At 58.7% G+C, this 15,704-nt stretch carries 15 protein-coding genes; 1 reads left to right on the top strand and 14 read right to left on the bottom strand.

Annotated elements, in window-relative coordinates:
• Positions 1-98 precede the first annotated feature (98 nt).
• The gene (locus FVV99_RS15760; protein WP_236645435.1) at positions 99-2,033 is read right to left on the bottom strand and encodes a putative bifunctional diguanylate cyclase/phosphodiesterase; all 1,935 of its coding nucleotides are present in this window, start codon (positions 2,031-2,033) and stop codon (positions 99-101) included.
• Between the two features lie 348 nt (positions 2,034-2,381).
• On the opposite strand from FVV99_RS15760, the gene FVV99_RS15755 reads away from it, so the two are divergent.
• A complete protein-coding gene (locus tag FVV99_RS15755; protein WP_148255080.1) occupies positions 2,382-3,176 on the top strand; it encodes a 2OG-Fe dioxygenase family protein in 795 nt (264 codons plus the stop codon).
• A gap of 149 nt (positions 3,177-3,325) precedes the next feature.
• On the opposite strand, the gene FVV99_RS15750 is transcribed toward FVV99_RS15755, so the two are convergent.
• From FVV99_RS15750 to truA, 13 genes are all read right to left on the bottom strand, one after another.
• A complete protein-coding gene (locus FVV99_RS15750) occupies positions 3,326-3,907 on the bottom strand; it encodes a YceI family protein (RefSeq protein WP_148255079.1) in 582 nt (193 codons plus the stop codon).
• Between the two features lie 66 nt (positions 3,908-3,973).
• The gene (locus tag FVV99_RS15745; protein ID WP_148255078.1) at positions 3,974-4,531 is read right to left on the bottom strand and encodes a cytochrome b; all 558 of its coding nucleotides are present in this window, start codon (positions 4,529-4,531) and stop codon (positions 3,974-3,976) included.
• Positions 4,532-4,727: 196 nt separating this feature from the next.
• Positions 4,728-5,417 (bottom strand): type 1 glutamine amidotransferase domain-containing protein, encoded by a 690-nt coding sequence (locus FVV99_RS15740; protein WP_201745120.1) that lies wholly within the window; start codon positions 5,415-5,417, stop codon positions 4,728-4,730.
• A 55-nt stretch (positions 5,418-5,472) separates the two neighbouring features.
• Positions 5,473-6,672 carry an O-succinylhomoserine sulfhydrylase gene (locus tag FVV99_RS15735; protein WP_148255076.1) on the bottom strand — a complete coding sequence of 400 codons (1,200 nt, stop codon included), beginning with the start codon at positions 6,670-6,672 and terminating at the stop codon, positions 5,473-5,475.
• 12 nt (positions 6,673-6,684) lie between these two features.
• Entirely contained in the window at positions 6,685-8,202 is a 1,518-nt protein-coding gene (gene purF / locus FVV99_RS15730) for an amidophosphoribosyltransferase (protein ID WP_148255075.1), read from the bottom strand.
• A gap of 97 nt (positions 8,203-8,299) precedes the next feature.
• A complete protein-coding gene (locus FVV99_RS15725; RefSeq protein ID WP_148255074.1) occupies positions 8,300-8,860 on the bottom strand; it encodes a CvpA family protein in 561 nt (186 codons plus the stop codon).
• Positions 8,860-9,540, bottom strand: coding sequence for an SPOR domain-containing protein (locus FVV99_RS15720; protein ID WP_148255073.1), 681 nt, complete (start codon positions 9,538-9,540; stop codon positions 8,860-8,862). The genes FVV99_RS15725 and FVV99_RS15720 overlap by 1 nt, the downstream gene beginning before the upstream one ends.
• Entirely contained in the window at positions 9,537-10,898 is a 1,362-nt protein-coding gene (gene folC, locus FVV99_RS15715; RefSeq protein ID WP_330860823.1) for a bifunctional tetrahydrofolate synthase/dihydrofolate synthase, read from the bottom strand. Before folC ends, FVV99_RS15720 begins: the two co-directional genes overlap by 4 nt.
• Before the next feature lie 28 nt (positions 10,899-10,926).
• Positions 10,927-11,883 carry an acetyl-CoA carboxylase, carboxyltransferase subunit beta gene (gene accD / locus FVV99_RS15710; protein ID WP_148255072.1) on the bottom strand — a complete coding sequence of 319 codons (957 nt, stop codon included), beginning with the start codon at positions 11,881-11,883 and terminating at the stop codon, positions 10,927-10,929.
• Positions 11,884-11,962: 79 nt separating this feature from the next.
• Positions 11,963-12,766 carry a tryptophan synthase subunit alpha gene (gene trpA, locus FVV99_RS15705; RefSeq protein ID WP_148255128.1) on the bottom strand — a complete coding sequence of 268 codons (804 nt, stop codon included), beginning with the start codon at positions 12,764-12,766 and terminating at the stop codon, positions 11,963-11,965.
• A gap of 9 nt (positions 12,767-12,775) precedes the next feature.
• A complete protein-coding gene (gene trpB, locus FVV99_RS15700) occupies positions 12,776-13,963 on the bottom strand; it encodes a tryptophan synthase subunit beta (protein WP_148255127.1) in 1,188 nt (395 codons plus the stop codon).
• Between the two features lie 89 nt (positions 13,964-14,052).
• Positions 14,053-14,709 carry a phosphoribosylanthranilate isomerase gene (locus FVV99_RS15695; RefSeq protein WP_148255071.1) on the bottom strand — a complete coding sequence of 219 codons (657 nt, stop codon included), beginning with the start codon at positions 14,707-14,709 and terminating at the stop codon, positions 14,053-14,055.
• A complete protein-coding gene (gene truA / locus FVV99_RS15690; protein ID WP_148255126.1) occupies positions 14,706-15,602 on the bottom strand; it encodes a tRNA pseudouridine(38-40) synthase TruA in 897 nt (298 codons plus the stop codon). The genes FVV99_RS15695 and truA overlap by 4 nt, the downstream gene beginning before the upstream one ends.
• Positions 15,603-15,704: the final 102 nt, after the last annotated feature.

Below are 15,704 nucleotides of genomic sequence, written 5' to 3'. Positions count from 1 at the left end.
GCCAGAGTTGGCGCCCCAATTCGGCGTTCGTCGTTGAAGTTACCGACACGCTATCTCCAGCCAGAATGAGAAGCGCGCATTGTAACGCGCTTGCGTGGCTATCCCGAGTATCTATCGATAGGTGTCACTAAACCGGTCAACAACTTGCGGGCATCGCCTGCACACATCGGCTTGAAACAGTAATATCCCTGCACCAGGTCGCACCCCAGCTCGCGTACCAGTTCCAGTTGTTCTTCGGTTTCCACCCCCTCAGCGATCACTTCCAGGCCCAGGCGATGACCGATGAACACGGTCGCCGCCATGATGGCACGATCACTGGGGTCATCGGGAGCATCGCGCACGAAGCTGCGATCGATTTTCAGCGCAGTCACGGGGAACAGCTTCAAGTAGCTAAGCGACGAATAGCCGGTGCCGAAATCATCGATGGCGATCTTCATGCCGCGATGATAGAGACGCCTCAAGGTATCGAGAATGTTGTCGTCTGCCTGAATCAGGACGTTCTCGGTCAGTTCGATCCCGATGTCACGCGGCGTCAGACCGTACTGCTCCATACCGGCTTCGAGTTGATCGAACACTTCCAGGTAGGCGACCTGCTTGCCTGAAAAGTTGATGTCGACGCGATAATCATTCAGCCCGACGGTGTTCCATTCCGCCTTTTGACGGCAGACTTCCTGTATCACCCACTTGCCCAGACGGTGGATCAAATTAGTGCGTTCAGCGACGGGGATGAATTCGGCGGGCGATATCGAGCCACCTTCGGGGGGAAACCAGCGCAGCAACGCCTCGAGATTCTCGATGCGGCCACTGTTGGCAGCCACCTGGGGCTGATAGTGCATCGAGAGTTCGTCGTCGCGCAGCGCATGTTGCAGTCGCTCGGCCAAACGGTGCTGATGAACCAACTCGTCGTGCAATTGCTGATTGAAGAACCAGTAGCAATTGGGGCCGAACAGCTTGGCACGATTCTTGGCCACATCGGCATTGTGCACCAACTCGCGTGCCGTACTGCCGTTATAGGGAAACAGACTGACCCCGATACTGGCCGTCAAGTGAATTTCACGGTTGGCCAGCGTGTAGGGTTGATTGAACGACTCGAGCACGCTCTCGACGAGTTGCAGAGCGTCACTATCGGCTTGCAGTCGAGGAAAAGCCATGACGAACTCATCGCTGCCAAAACGCGCGAGCAAATCCGAACCTCGCTGACAATGACGCAGTCGCTTGGCCACCAGCAACAGCAAGGCGTCCCCGAGCTCGTACCCCTGTGCATCATTGATCTCACCGAAACGATCAAGATCAACGAAGATCACCGCCATCTGGCGCCCATGGTGATGACAGTCCTCGATGCAATCATTCAGCTCGGTCTCGAAACTCTGGCGATTGGGCAAGTGCGTCAGGGTATCGAAACGGGTCACGAACTCCAGATCGCGCCGTGCCTGTTTCTGGTCGGACAGGTCTACATCGACGCAGAACATCAAGGGGTCTTCGGTATGCTCCCCGATCATGACGTGATGCGAGAATACGGCTACCGTCGCACCGGTCTTGTGCCTGAGCTCCAATTCCTCGGCCGGTATCTCGATACCATGAGTCACCCAGTCATAGTGAGCATCAATGACCGCCTGACGCATCGCCTCGGGAATGATCAGTTCCTCCAGCAAGCCCCCCTGAGCCTCCTCCGGCAAGTAGCCATAAAGCCGGGTGCTGGCTTCATTCCAGTAAATGACACGCCGGTTGCGGTCATACCCCTGAACGGCCACTTTCGGCAAGCTCTCCAACAGCGCCCGGAAGCGTTGTTCGCTTTCGGAATAGTGGCGCTGCACCGTCTCCAGCCGGCCGTTCAACGTCTCGGTCTTATCGCGTTGACGTCGATGAAACAACCAGATGACGGCGCAGGCACTGGCCAATCCGACGCCTGACAGCATCCCGAGCCACCAGGATCGCGACGCACTAGCGATGAAGAGCAACAGCACAACGATGGCAGTCAGGAACGATAGTCCATATAGCCATGCGGAACTACCACTGCGCTGCCTGTCGGTCATGCTAGTACCCTCAGTACGGTTATGCCGATACTCATGTGCCGATAAAACATCCGTTTTCCTGATAAACGGGGAAACATTTTTGTGAGCTTATCCTACACGGAACTGCCTCAACCACCCACCCCAACTTATTGATCTGATGCGATTGCGGGGAACACGTTCGTATCGCACGCCGACACGCAAGACATGCGACTGACTACACCATAGCGCGTTTTTATCAGAAATCCCCTACTCACACGACAGATACATTTTGTTGACATTTTTTATCATACCTTTCCACTCTTTATCAGGTTGCACCTTGCAACGACATTTCTCATCGATTCCCGATGAGATCATCTGGAGGAAATCATCATGAAATATGAAAGCTTGAAGCATGGGTATGGTCTGTCTGGTCTCATTCGTGAGCGTGAAATCGGGTATTGGGAATCTCATGTCCCCGCCGAACTGGCGAGCCAAGGGTGGAGCCTGACGGATATCAAGCCGCATGTCGACCTGGAGGAATGGCGAGGTCACCTGAAAGACCTGCCGCGTGATCCCTATGTCAATCGACGCTGGAAGCGGATGTCATGGCTGAACCTGACCGACACCGATGACGTCGAGGTCATGGGGGAATGCCCGATGGCCCAAGGGGGCATGTTCAACGATGCCGACAGCATGGCCGACAAGCTGCGCTATTACCCCGGATTGACCGAGGAGTTCACTTCACGCAGTGACGTCAAGGCTTTCGTGCGTGCCTGGGCCAAGCTGTGGGGTATCGGTCCACGCGAACCCATCCTGATGCAAATCACGGGCGTACGCGGTAAAGGCAAGCTGGACCCGTTGCAAGGCCAGGGCATACATGCCGATGGGTGCAAATCCCTGAGCATCCTGGTCGTCAATCGCGACAACGTCAGTGGCGCCTGCAATCACCTCTACGCCGACAAGGCCGGACGTCAACCGTTGATGGACCGAGTGCTGGCTCCCGGCGAGGTTCTGCACATCCGTGACGATCAGTTGTTCCATAGCGCTGATGGCATCACTCAGGAAAATCCCGATGCCCCTTATGAGCGCTTCATCATCATCATCAACAGCCGCTTCGTGGATGGTTTCCAGAACCGTATGTTGCGCCGTCACTTTCCGGATGCCGTCCTCAACGAGGTATTCTGATACGCGCGGATCAATGCACTCCGACAAGGAAGTAAGCCATTGACAAGCTGGAAGGCAAGAAGCGGTAAATAGGCAGGAAGTGCAGATGAGGAGAATGACAGGATGTCAGGCAAGCCGGTCAACACCATGTTGACCGGCTTTTTTTTCGATTACTGACGAATACCTTCGAAGGTGACGTAGAGTTCCAGTTCATGCATGACTTCCGGGAAATCGCTCATATCGATACCGAAATCTTCCAGAGCCAGCGTCGTGGTACCTTCGAATCCTTGACGATAATCTCCCCACGGATCTTCGCCACCACCAACATGCTCGACGTCCATGGTGATGGAGCGGGTTTCACCATGCAGCGTCAAATCCCCTTCCAGTTCCCCTTCGCCTTCACCGGTACGGGTGAAGCCAGTCGATCGGAAGGTCGCTTCCGGATATTCGCTGGCATTCAGGAAATCATCGCTGAGAATGTGTTTGTCGCGCTCACCATGATTGGTGTTGAGGCTATTCACATCGACATCGACACTGACCGAAGACGACTCGACATCTTCCGGATCGTAGCTGAATTCACCGGAGAATTCTTCGAACGTGCCCAGGATATAGGAATAGCCAAGATGGCTGATCTTGAACTGGACGAAGGCATGCTGGCCTTCGGTATCGATCACATAATCGGCGGCTTGCGCCTGCGTCATCGGGATCACGGTAGCGGCAGTCAATGCAGCCAAAGCGGTTCTTTTCAACATGCGCTTTCTCCTTTTGATGAAAATTCGGTTCGATAACCGATTCACGATTGCCAAGCCGGGAACGCCTTATCGTTCCCTGCGGCTCAATGACGGGGATATCATGCGTATCAGGGTATCCTGTCGATCGATGAAATGATGTTTCAACGCAGCCAGCGTATGTCCGGCTGCCAACGCGATCAGCACCAGCGATGCGTACCAGTGCACGAGCCCTGCCAGCGTCGCCTGATTGCGGATTCCACTGACGACAGCCGGTACTTCGAACCAATCGAACACCTGAATGCCACTGCCATCGGCAGTCGATATCAGGTAGCCGCTGACCAGTACCAGAAGCATCAACGCATAGAGAGCGATGTGCCCTAGGTGCGCTGACAGGCGCTCGAACCGTTGACCGTGCGCCTCAGGACTCGGCTGACACCCACGCCATATCAGTCGCAAGACCGTCAATCCCAGCAAGAGCATCCCGATGGACCGATGCCACCAAGGGCCCAGATAATACCAATCGTCGTAGTATCCCAGGCCGGTCATCCACCAACCCAGCACGAACAAGCCAACCACGGCGATGGCACTCAGCCAGTGCAGGACGATACTGGTAAGCCCCCACCCACTAGGTGTATTGCGCCACATCGCTGTTTCCTTACGTTGTCTGAATGCCAAGAATCGCCGACGACGTCATGCGTCGACAGCGCATTATGATTGCGATGGACAAGAGCATAATCGCTCATTGCGAACAGCACAGCCTGAGATTGGTGAACGCTGCATTCACGGATGAGAAACGGTGGGCAAACGCCGCCCTGCCGGGTGCGGCGTTTGCCCGACTACCTCATGCTGAGAGGGTGTCCAGTAGAAGGCGCGCTGTCGGTGCGCTGGAGGCCGGATTCTGGCCAGTGATCAGCAGGCCGTCACGCACCTGATAGGGGGCAAAATCGTCATCACCGCGAGTATAGCGGGCACCGGCTTCCTTCATGGCATCTTCGAGCAGATGCGGCACCACCTCAGTCAGCCCGACGGCTTCCTCCTCGCTATTGGTGAACCCCGTTGCCTGGCGACCGTTCAGTAGCGCATTACCCTGCTCGTCCCTGGCCTTGAGCAACACGGTCGGCGCGTGGCATACGGCGCCGATGGGCTTGTCAGCGGCAGCGAAAGCGTTGATCAAGCGCAGAGAATCGGCGTTGTCCGTCAGGTCCCAGAGCGGGCCATGACCGCCTGGGTAGAAGATGGCATCAAAGCCGTCGGCAACGACGTCGGACAACTTTTCCGTGTTAGCCAGCTGCGCTTTGGCATCGTCGTCAGCATCGAAACGTCGAGTCTCCTCGGTCAAGGCTTCTGGCTGCGTCGAGTTGGGGTCCACCGGCGGCTGTCCGCCCTTCGGTGACGCCAACGTGATATCGGCCCCGGCATCCTTGAAGACGTAATAGGGAGCGACGAACTCCTCCAGCCAGAATCCTGTCTTGTGTCCCGTATCGCCCATGCTGTCATGCGATGTGAGAACCATCAGTATTTTCATGTTCATGCTCCTGCGAAAGGAAATGTCCGCTCATCTCATGATGGCGATGCATGACTCGGATTCAAGAGATTGGCAGAGTATCGAGCCCACGCTGCAAATCAGCCTTGAGATCCTCCAGGTCCTCCAGTCCCACCGAGATACGGATCAACCCCTCACTGATACCGGCTGACGCCTTCTGCTCGTCGGACAATCGCCCATGCGTCGTGGTGCCCGGATGCGTGATGGTCGTCTTGACATCCCCCAGATTTCCGGTGATCGACATGATGCGTGTGGCATCAACCACCGACCAGGCCGCCTCACGGCCGCCATCGACTTCAAATCCGAGCACCGCCCCGAAGGCTTTCTGCTGGCGTGCTGCCAGTTCGTGCTGAGGATGAGCCGACAAGCCGCTATAGTGCACCTGCTTCACTGCCGGATGCGCCTCGAGCCATTCGGCCATGGCCATGGCATTCTCGCAATGTGCCTTCATGCGCAGGCGTAGCGTCTCCAGTCCTTTCGAAAAGATCCAGGCGTTGAATGGACTCATGCATGGTCCGCAGGTACGTACCACCCCGAAGAGCGCTTCGAGCTCCTTGTCGGGTCCGACCACCGCCCCACCGACGGCACGCCCCTGACCATCGAGGTATTTGGTCGCTGAATGAATCACCAGATCGGCACCCAGATCGATGGGGCGCTGCAATGCCGGCGTCAGAAAGCAGTTGTCGATAGCCAGCCAAGCATCATGACGATGCGCGATGTCGGCCAGCGCAGCGATGTCGACGACCTCGGACAAGGGATTGGAGGGCGTCTCCGCAAACAGCAGCCGTGTCTCGGGGGTAATGGCCGCTTCCCAGGCTTCCAGACTGGAGAGCTCGACATAACGTGTCGTGATCCCGAACTTGCCAAGATACTTGTCGAACAGACTGACGGTCGAACCGAACAGGGAGCGCGACGCCACGATCTCGTCACCGGCTTGCAGGAGCGCCAAGACGGTGGAAAGTATCGCCGACATGCCGGAACTCGTCGCAATGCAGCGCTCGCCACCTTCCATCTCGGCAAGACGCTTCTCGAACGTTCTTACCGTTGGATTGGTGAAACGCGAGTAGACATTACCGGCTTCCTCGCCGCTGAATTTGCGTGCGGCTTCCGCCGCGCTGCCATAGACGAAGCTCGATGTAGGAAAGATCGGTTCGCCATGTTCCTGCTCGTGGGTACGATCATGCCCCACCCGAATGGCCTGGGTTTCCAGCCCCCAACCACGGCTTTCCCTCTGCTCACTCATGCCTGCTCCCACTCAGTCGAGATCGTCATCCTGATTATGCATGCCAACCAGGGCATGGTCGCCGGCGCTCTGGTCCTTCGCGGCATCGTTACGTGCGCTCTCGAGCGCCTCCAGATACGTCTCGTCGATATCGCCGGTAATGTAACGGCCATCGAAGACCGAACAATCGAAATGCTCGATCGAAGGATTGACCTCTCGACATGCCGCCGTCAGGTCCTCGATCTTCTGATAGAAGATATGGTCGGCACCGATCAGTTCCCCGACTTCCGCTTCACTGCGACCATGAGCGATCAACTCGCTAGCCGCCGGCATATCGATACCATACACATTAGGATAGCGTACCGGTGGCGCGGCCGAGGCGAAATACACTTTGTTGGCCCCCGCTTCGCGAGCCAGTTGGATGATCTGCTTGCAGGTCGTACCACGCACGATCGAATCGTCGACCAGCAACACGTTCTTGCCTTGAAACTCGATATCGATGGCATTGAGTTTCTGACGTACGGATTTCTTGCGTTGAGTCTGCCCTGGCATGATGAAGGTCCGTCCGATATAGCGGTTCTTCATGAACCCTTCACGATAGGTCACGCCCAGGTGCTGTGCCATCTCCAATGCCGAAGTGCGCGACGTATCGGGAATCGGAATCACGACATCGATATCGTGTTCGGGCCATTCAGTCAGTATGCGATCGCCGAGCTTACGTCCCATGGCCATTCGCGTACCGTAGACGTAGGCACCATCGAGGATCGAATCCGGTCGTGCCAGGTAGACGTATTCGAAGATGCAAGGGGCCAATTGCGGTTTGTCCGTGCATTGCTGGGTATGAATGTCACCTTCAAGGTCGACGAAGACCGCCTCCCCCGGGGCAAGATCGCGATGCAACTCGAAACCGCCCACGTCCAGAGCCACGGACTCGGACGCGATCATGACATCTCTCTGTCCATCGGTTTCACGTGTGCCGTAGACGACCGGACGAATGCCATGCGGGTCACGGAACGCCACCATGCCGAAGCCATTGATGATCGCTACGGCGGCGTAGCCGCCCTGGCAGCGGCGATGCACACGGCGCACCGCATCGAAGACGTCCTCGGCCTCCAGGTGATGCCCCTGTTTACCCAACTCATGAGCAAACACATTGAGCAGGACTTCAGAATCCGAACTGGTGTTGATATGCCGCAGATCGGTGGAAAACAGCTCCTGTTTCAACTGATCGGAGTTGGTCAGGTTCCCGTTATGGGCCAGCGTAATGCCGTAGGGAGAGTTGACATAGAAGGGTTGCGATTCGGCCTCACTGGAGGAGCCGGCAGTGGGATAGCGCACATGACCGATACCGACGTTACCCTTGAGGCGCGTCATGTGGCGTGTATGGAAAACGTCACGTACCAGGCCGTTACTTTTACGCAACAGAAAGCGCCCCTCGTGCCAGGTCATCATGCCGGCGGCATCCTGCCCTCGGTGTTGAAGAACCGTCAGCGCATCGTACAAAGGCTGATTGACCGCCTGATTGGCCATAAGGCCCACGATACCGCACATTCCGCCATACCTCGCTTGATGAAATGCCGATACCGGCTTGGCCGGTATCCTTGAGTGTTAACTTGTAGCGACTCCGCACGATGGCCGGTCGAACCGGTCACTGACTCGGCTCGGTGTGAGCATTGTCCGAGCCGTCAGGTTGCGTCAATTGGCGGAGCTCTTCGGCTCTCTCCGGATCACGCTGCTCCCAATCTCTGAGCTGGTCGAGCGACCAGTCGCGCAGACGCTCGAATGTGGGACGGACCTCGGCCTGTTGCCAGGCTTCCAGTTGCGTCAACGGTGTCAGCGAGATCAATACCGTTGCCAACACCAGTACGGCTGCCCCTCTCAAGGCACCGAAGGCGGTACCGGCCACACGGTTGAAGAAGCCCATACCGACCCATTCGACGGCGGCGTGAATCGCTCGAATGACGAGACCACACAGCATGATGACAACGAAGATCACCAGTACGAACGCCAATACCAACCGTCCATCGGCATGGTCGATCATGCCGCTGAACATGTCCGCCACCGGCTCGGCGAAGGCACGAGCCGCCAGCAATGCCAGGATCCACGCCGCCAACCCCAAGCCTTCACGAATCAAGCCACGCATGAAACCAGCGAGCATGGATATCGCCAGAACTGCCAGGAAGACGCCATCAAGCCACGTCAGGGTCATCAGTCCTCCTGTACACGCACCAGCAGTCCCTGAATATTGGCACGTTCCTTGAGCTCGTTCATGGCCTGTTCGCCATCGTCGGAACTGCCGAACGGGCCGACATAGACCGTCGTCAGGTCGTCATCGCGTTCACGTCGATATGCCGTGAACCCCTGCTCGTCCAGTTGCGCTTCGAGACGCTCGGCATTGCCGGCTTCTCGAAAGCTTCCCGCCTGGACTGCCCATTGCCCGTCTTCGACGGTCTGATTCGTCGTTGCCGAGGCGTTCTCATCGCCATCCGCAGCGTTGGACGCACCCGGCTCGGGCTCACCGCCATCGTCAGCGGCCGAGGTACCTGTGTCGTCAGTGCTGGCCGCCGATTGGGCCAATTCAGCAATGGGGTCACTATCGGGGCTAGCAACATCAGCGTCCGGCAGTGCGTCGTCAGTCACGGTTGCACCGGGAGCGTCACCATCGTCCGCAACGTCGGGCACGCTCGAGGCTTCGTCACCGAGGCTCGATGGTGGCTGGGGATCGTCCACCTCGGTATGTTCAACCTCGACTGGCTGATCGATAGTCAATACCGGGGTCTGCTGCGAATCGCGCGGGGCCGGATCGTCGAACAGCATCGGTATGAAAATCACACCCAGTGCCACGATAATGATGGCGCCGCTAATACGTTCACGCATTCCGTATTTCATCCCGTCCTCCCTGGATGATCCGGTCGGGGTTGGGCACCGTCGACAGTGGCACTCAGCAGGTCTGCATTGAGCACTTCGGCAACGGTAAAGAAAGAGCCACACACCAGCACCTGATCCTGACCATTGACATGTTCCAGTAACCAGGCCGCGCCGGCCGCCGGCGACGTCGCCTGGTGAAACACCCGGCAGTTGGCTGCCTCCAGCCGTGCTGCCAACGACCTCGCCTCTCTTCCCCGTTCCCCGGTCAGGGACACAGGTACCCAGGCATCGATTACCGGCGCCAGCACGTCGATGACGCCATCGGCATCCTTGTCATCGACCATGCCGAGCAACGCGATACGACGCCCCTGACAAGGCTGCATCGACAATCGAGACGCCACATAGCTTGCCGCATGGGGATTATGCGCGACATCCAGGCACCATTGACCCAGCCATTGCATGCGCCCAGGCAGTTGCACAGTGGACAACGCCTGCCGACAACGTTCATTGTCGAGTACGACGCCGCAAAGGGAAAGGGCCTGCAAGGCGACCGCTGCATTGTCCAGCGGCAGTTGCGGATCCGGTAGTCCTACGAGGGTGCGCGATTGTCCGTCGATGTCGCACCCTCGCCATGTCCAGCAAGCGAGAGGATCACCGTCATCCACCGCATCGGAGGTGCCGGGCGGGTCGAGCGACCAGGTCATGTCAGCGCCCAACCAGTGTCGCTCCACCTGCAAGGCTGCGACGACTTCGTGCACACTGTCAGGCAGCTCCCGGCTGCCCAGCACGACGGGGCGATGCGGACGCAGAATGCCGGCCTTCTCACGCCCGATGGCCTCGAGGTCATTGCCAAGAAATGCCGCATGGTCATGAGCGATCGTCGTCACTACCGCCACATCGGGATCGACGATATTGACGGCATCCAGCCGTCCGCCCAGCCCCACTTCCAGTACGGCCAGGTCGGGGTGATCATCCGCAATCAGGCAAAATGCGACCAACGTACCGACCTCGAAATAGGTCAAGCTGACTGGCTCGCCATCGACTCGAGCCGCTTCGACGCGCTCGAACGCCTCGACCAGACGGGTATCGCTCGCTTCCTGAGCGTTCAATCTGACTCGTTCGTTATAACGAACGAGATGCGGGGAGGTGTACGTTGCCGTCGTCAAACCATGGGCACGCCCCAGCGCTTCGACCATCGCCACCGTCGACCCCTTGCCATTGGTACCGGCAACCGTGACGACATGCGTCGCCAGGGAGTTTTCCATCAACCCCAAGCGCTGCGCGACCGTCGTCACCCGCTCCAGGCCAAGATCAATACTGATAGGGTGGCGGTGTTCGATCTGTCGCAGCCATGCCTCGAGCGACATCGGCTGTTGCAATGGAGCCTCGCATTCGTTCATGACGGTATTAAGAACGTGTCTCGTCGGCATCCTGCTCGACGGACTCGATCGCCTCCTGCTCCGCGAAGTCGACCAGGTCGGGCTCCTCGTCTCGCGGCACACCGGAAACGGGCAGCAACGACAACTTGCGCAGCAGACTCCCCAAACGTTCTCGCATTTCACTACGGTGAACGATCATGTCGACCGTGCCATGTTCAAGCAAGAACTCGCTACGCTGGAACCCTTCGGGCAGCTGTTCACGGACTGTCTGTTCGATGACGCGCGGCCCGGCAAAACCAATCAGCGCATTCGGCTCGGCCACATTGACATCGCCCAGCATCGCCAGGGACGCCGAAACGCCACCGAAAACCGGGTCGGTCAAGACCGAGACATAGGGAACCCCGGACTGCTTGAGCCGCTCCAGTGCTGCGGATGTCTTCGCCATCTGCATCAACGAGAACAGGGCTTCCTGCATGCGAGCACCACCAGAGGCGGCAAAACAGACCAGCGGAAGCCCTTCGTCATGGGCAAGGGTCGCTGCACGCACGAATTTTTCGCCAACCACGGCGCCCATGGAGCCTCCCATGAACGTAAACTCGAACGCGACGGCCACCACGGGCAAACCATCCAGCTTGCCACGCATCGCAACCAGCGCATCGTGCTCGCCGGTTTCCTTGGCAGCAGCGGACAGGCGATCCTTGTACTTCTTGGAATCGCGAAAGCGCAAACGGTCGACGGGTTCCAGATCGGCAGCGATCTCCTCTCGTTCCTCTTCATCGAGGAACCAGGCAAGGCGCCTGCGTGCGGTCAAACGCAAATGATGATCGCACTTGGGGCAGACGTTGTGATGTTTCTCCAGCTCCGGGAGATAGAGTATCGCCTCACATTTGGGGCACTTGCGCCACAGGCCATCCGGTACACTTGCACGGCGATCCTTGCGCTGAATGCGTCCCACGGACGGTACGATCTTGTCTAGCCAGCTCATATCAGAAGACTTCCATCGTTAGCGGTCGAACTGCCCAGCCGCACTGGACATATTCCATGAAATCGACAGAGACCACCCGTCACGAATCCAGTGCGTGACGCATGTCACCCAATACCTCTTTCAGGGCCGGAGCGATGGTCGCCGGATGGTCGGCACCTTCGGCGATACGATTGACCAGGGCACTGCCGACGACGACCCCATCGGCGACACGCCCTACCGCTGCCGCCGAGGCACCATCGCGAATGCCGAACCCCACGCACAGCGGCAACGTCGTCATCTCACGCAGCGGAGCCAGATGCTCGGCGACATCCTCGGCATTGGCAGCGGCTCCTCCAGTCACTCCTTTGAGGGAGACATAGTACAGATACCCCTCGCCATGGGCACATATTGTAGCGGCACGGCTTCTGGAGGTGGTAGGGGCAATCAGGAAGATCGACGCCAGACCGTGTGACTTGAGCAGCGGCCCGAACTCATCCGCCTCTTCAGGAGGCATGTCGACGACCAACACGCCATCGACGCCCGCTTCGCTCGCACGTTCAGCAAAAGCATCGTAACCCAAGCGTTCGATGGGGTTGAGATACCCCATCAATACGACCGGCGTCTGTGTATCGGCCTGACGGAACTCACGTACCATGTCGAACAAGTGGTGCAGACGCGTGCCGTGACGCAAGGCGCGCTCGCAGGCTTTCTGAATCACTGGGCCATCGGCCATCGGGTCGGAAAACGGAACGCCAAGCTCGATCACATCGGCGCCGGCTTCAACCAGGGCGTGCATGAACCCTACCGTATGTTCAGGGGATGGGTCGCCCGCCGTGATATAGGGGATCAGCGCCGTACGTCGCTGCTCCTTTAGCGTAGCAAAACGTTGGTCGATTCGGTTCATCATGCTCCCTCAGAATTGGATGCCGTCGATCTCGGCCACTGTCTGGATATCCTTGTCACCCCGGCCCGACAGGTTGACCACGATATGCTGGTCGGGGCGCATGGTCGGGGCCAACACTTTGGCATGCGCGAGTGCGTGTGCGGACTCCAGCGCCGGCATGATGCCTTCGAGACGGGTCAGTTCACGGAACGCCTCCAACACCTGTGTATCGTTGGCGGCCACGTATTGCACCCGACCGACATCCTTCCACAACGCATGCTCGGGGCCCACTCCCGGATAATCGAGTCCTGCCGACACCGAATGCGTATCGGCCACTTGGCCCCCTTCATCGGACATCAGGTAGGTGCGATTGCCGTGCAGCACGCCCCGCGGGGCATCCGACGCCAACGGTGCGGCATGTCGCCCGGTTTCCACCCCATCGCCACCGGCCTCGACACCGTACATTCGCACGTCGACATCCTCGACGAAGGGGTAGAACAGCCCCAGCGCGTTCGACCCGCCGCCCACGCAGGCGACCAGTGCATCCGGCAGCCGACCGATCTGCTCGAGCGATTGCGCCCTGGCTTCACGCCCGACCACGGCATTGAAATCGCGTACCAGCAACGGATACGGGTGCGGACCAGCGACGGTGCCGATGATATAGAAGGTATCGTCGACATTCGTGACCCAGTCACGCAGCGCCTCATTCATGGCATCCTTCAAGGTCCGCGATCCCGATTCCACGGGAATGACGTCTGCGCCCAGCAGCCGCATGCGGTACACATTGACCTTCTGGCGCTCGACGTCCTCCGCCCCCATGTAAACGTCACACTTGAGTCCCAGTCGTGCCGCTACCGTCGCTGTCGCCACACCATGCTGTCCCGCTCCCGTTTCGGCGATAACACGCGGCTTCCCGCTTTTCTTGGCCAACAGCGCCTGGCCAATGGTGTTATTCACCTTGTGCGCGCCGGTATGGTTGAGGTCTTCACGCTTGAGCCAGATCTGTGCGCCGCCCAGCTTCTCGGACCAGCGCGCTGCATGATAAAGCGGCGATGGGCGTCCCACGTATTGGGCAAGGTCATAATCGAACTCGGCGCGAAAGTCGGGATCATCGCGAAGCGCGAGATACGTCTTCTCGAGATCCTCCAGCGCAAAGCTCAGAGTTTCGGACACGAATCGACCGCCGTAGGGGCCGAAATGGCCACGCGCATCGGGCATCCGAGTCAAGTCACCATAATCCGCCACGGCCGAGCCGATGGCGGAAGTCTCAGTCACTGGGGAGTCGGTCACGAGATCACCTCACGAATTCATGTGCGCTGTCGGGATTGACTGATAAACACTTGGTCGCAAAAGCCACCGAGTTTCAGGGGATCCTTGATGCCAGGGGCGCTCTCGACCCCGCCCGAGACATCGACGGCATAAGGCCGAACTCGGCGAATCGCTTCGCCGACATTGTCCGGGGTCAGCCCTCCAGCGAGAATAACAGGTTTCGCCAGGTTTGCGGGTATCCTTGACCAGTCGAACGTCTCACCGGTACCGCCTGGCACGCCGGGACGATACGCATCCAGCAACAAGGCGCTGGCACCTTGATAACGAATCGCCGCTGCGCCCAGGTCAATGCCGTCGCGCATACGCAGCGCCTTGATCCATGGGCGGCCGAACCCCTCGCAACTGTCCGGAGCCTCTGCGCCATGGAACTGGAGCAGGTCCAGATAGCGGCTGGCTTGCTGAATCCATGCCGGGTCCTGATCGACGAACAGACCGACGCGCGTCACGAACGCGGGCACCTGCGAAGTCAGCTCGGCCAATCGCTCGAGGTCCAGCGCCCGCCGACTGCCGGGCCAAAGGACGAAGCCCAGTGCATCGGCACCTGCCGATACGGCAGCCTGAATATCCTGCTCGCGCGTCATGCCGCAAATTTTCACTCGCGTGCGGTACATCGAATACTCCCGTACCTCACTCATGCCGTTCCTCTCCGGAATTCGACCCAGGGACAGTCCGGCAATTCACGTTCTCCCGTCCACTCTCCCAGGAACGCCAACAGGTTGGGCCCCAACGGCTCCTGCGGCAAGACGAAACGTTCATCGTACAGGGTATCGACGAAATGCAAGCCGCACCCCGGGGCCGTCACGTCAGCCCGGGTACGGTCACGCATGGCCAACAGGTGCGCCAGGTAATCGCCCCCTCGCTCGCCACGTCCTACCGTCACCAGGGCGCCCGCAATATTGCGTACCATGTGGTGCAGGAAGGCGTTGGCCTGAATGTCGATCACCACCAACGGACCATGGCGCGTCACTTCGACAAAATGTAGATGGCGCCATGGCGTTTTCGATTGACACCCCGCTGCCCGGAAGCTGGAAAAATCGTGCTCCCCCACCAGCGCCTGGGCCGCTCGATGCATGGCATCGGCATCCAGGGAATCACGGCACCAGGTTGCATAGGCACGCTCGATTACCGGGCGGCTTGGCTGGTTGAGGATGACATAACGATAACGCCTGGCCAGTGCCTTGAACCGCGCATGAAACTCATCGGCTACGGGTGCCACCCAACGCACCGCAATATCGCGTGGCAGATTGGCATTGGCACCAAACACCCAGGCCTTGTGGGTGCGTTCCACCGGCGGATCGAAATGTGCGATCTGGCGCGTCGCATGCACGCCGCTATCGGTACGCCCGCTGCAATGAACTCTGATCGCACGGTCGGCCACCCTGGACAGGGCACGTTCGACCTCGGCCTGCACCGATGGTGCCTGCTTCAAGCGCTGCCAGCCACAATAGGCGCTACCATCATATTCCAGGCTCAGGGCAAGACGCCCCGTCAATGGACGATGATCATCTAATCGTTGGAACAGGGACATGGGCAAGCAGCGCTGTCTCTCATTCGAGTCGGTCGGACGGCATGACGCCAAACGGTAGACACACTATTATCCAGATGCAGCGGCATGAATGCCACCTCATTA

It is taken from the genome of Aidingimonas lacisalsi (assembly GCF_008079445.1).
Classification (GTDB): Bacteria; Pseudomonadota; Gammaproteobacteria; order Pseudomonadales; family Halomonadaceae; genus Aidingimonas; species Aidingimonas lacisalsi.
This window is presented reverse-complemented; position numbering and strand designations above follow the sequence as displayed.

Bases quoted from the DNA above. Each gene is read 5' to 3' on its own strand.
- FVV99_RS15760 (WP_236645435.1), bottom strand. From the start codon at position 2,033: ATGACCGACAGGCAGCGCAGTGGTAGTTCCGCATGGCTATATGGACTA.
- FVV99_RS15755 (WP_148255080.1), top strand. From the start codon at position 2,382: ATGAAATATGAAAGCTTGAAGCATGGGTATGGTCTGTCTGGTCTCATT.
- FVV99_RS15750 (WP_148255079.1), bottom strand. From the start codon at position 3,907: ATGTTGAAAAGAACCGCTTTGGCTGCATTGACTGCCGCTACCGTGATC.
- FVV99_RS15745 (WP_148255078.1), bottom strand. From the start codon at position 4,531: ATGTGGCGCAATACACCTAGTGGGTGGGGGCTTACCAGTATCGTCCTG.
- FVV99_RS15740 (WP_201745120.1), bottom strand. From the start codon at position 5,417: ATGAACATGAAAATACTGATGGTTCTCACATCGCATGACAGCATGGGC.
- FVV99_RS15735 (WP_148255076.1), bottom strand. From the start codon at position 6,672: ATGAGTGAGCAGAGGGAAAGCCGTGGTTGGGGGCTGGAAACCCAGGCC.
- purF (WP_148255075.1), bottom strand. From the start codon at position 8,202: ATGTGCGGTATCGTGGGCCTTATGGCCAATCAGGCGGTCAATCAGCCT.
- FVV99_RS15725 (WP_148255074.1), bottom strand. From the start codon at position 8,860: ATGACCCTGACGTGGCTTGATGGCGTCTTCCTGGCAGTTCTGGCGATA.
- FVV99_RS15720 (WP_148255073.1), bottom strand. From the start codon at position 9,540: ATGAAATACGGAATGCGTGAACGTATTAGCGGCGCCATCATTATCGTG.
- accD (WP_148255072.1), bottom strand. From the start codon at position 11,883: ATGAGCTGGCTAGACAAGATCGTACCGTCCGTGGGACGCATTCAGCGC.
- trpA (WP_148255128.1), bottom strand. From the start codon at position 12,766: ATGAACCGAATCGACCAACGTTTTGCTACGCTAAAGGAGCAGCGACGT.
- trpB (WP_148255127.1), bottom strand. From the start codon at position 13,963: ATGCCCGATGCGCGTGGCCATTTCGGCCCCTACGGCGGTCGATTCGTG.
- FVV99_RS15695 (WP_148255071.1), bottom strand. From the start codon at position 14,709: ATGAGTGAGGTACGGGAGTATTCGATGTACCGCACGCGAGTGAAAATT.
- truA (WP_148255126.1), bottom strand. From the start codon at position 15,602: ATGTCCCTGTTCCAACGATTAGATGATCATCGTCCATTGACGGGGCGT.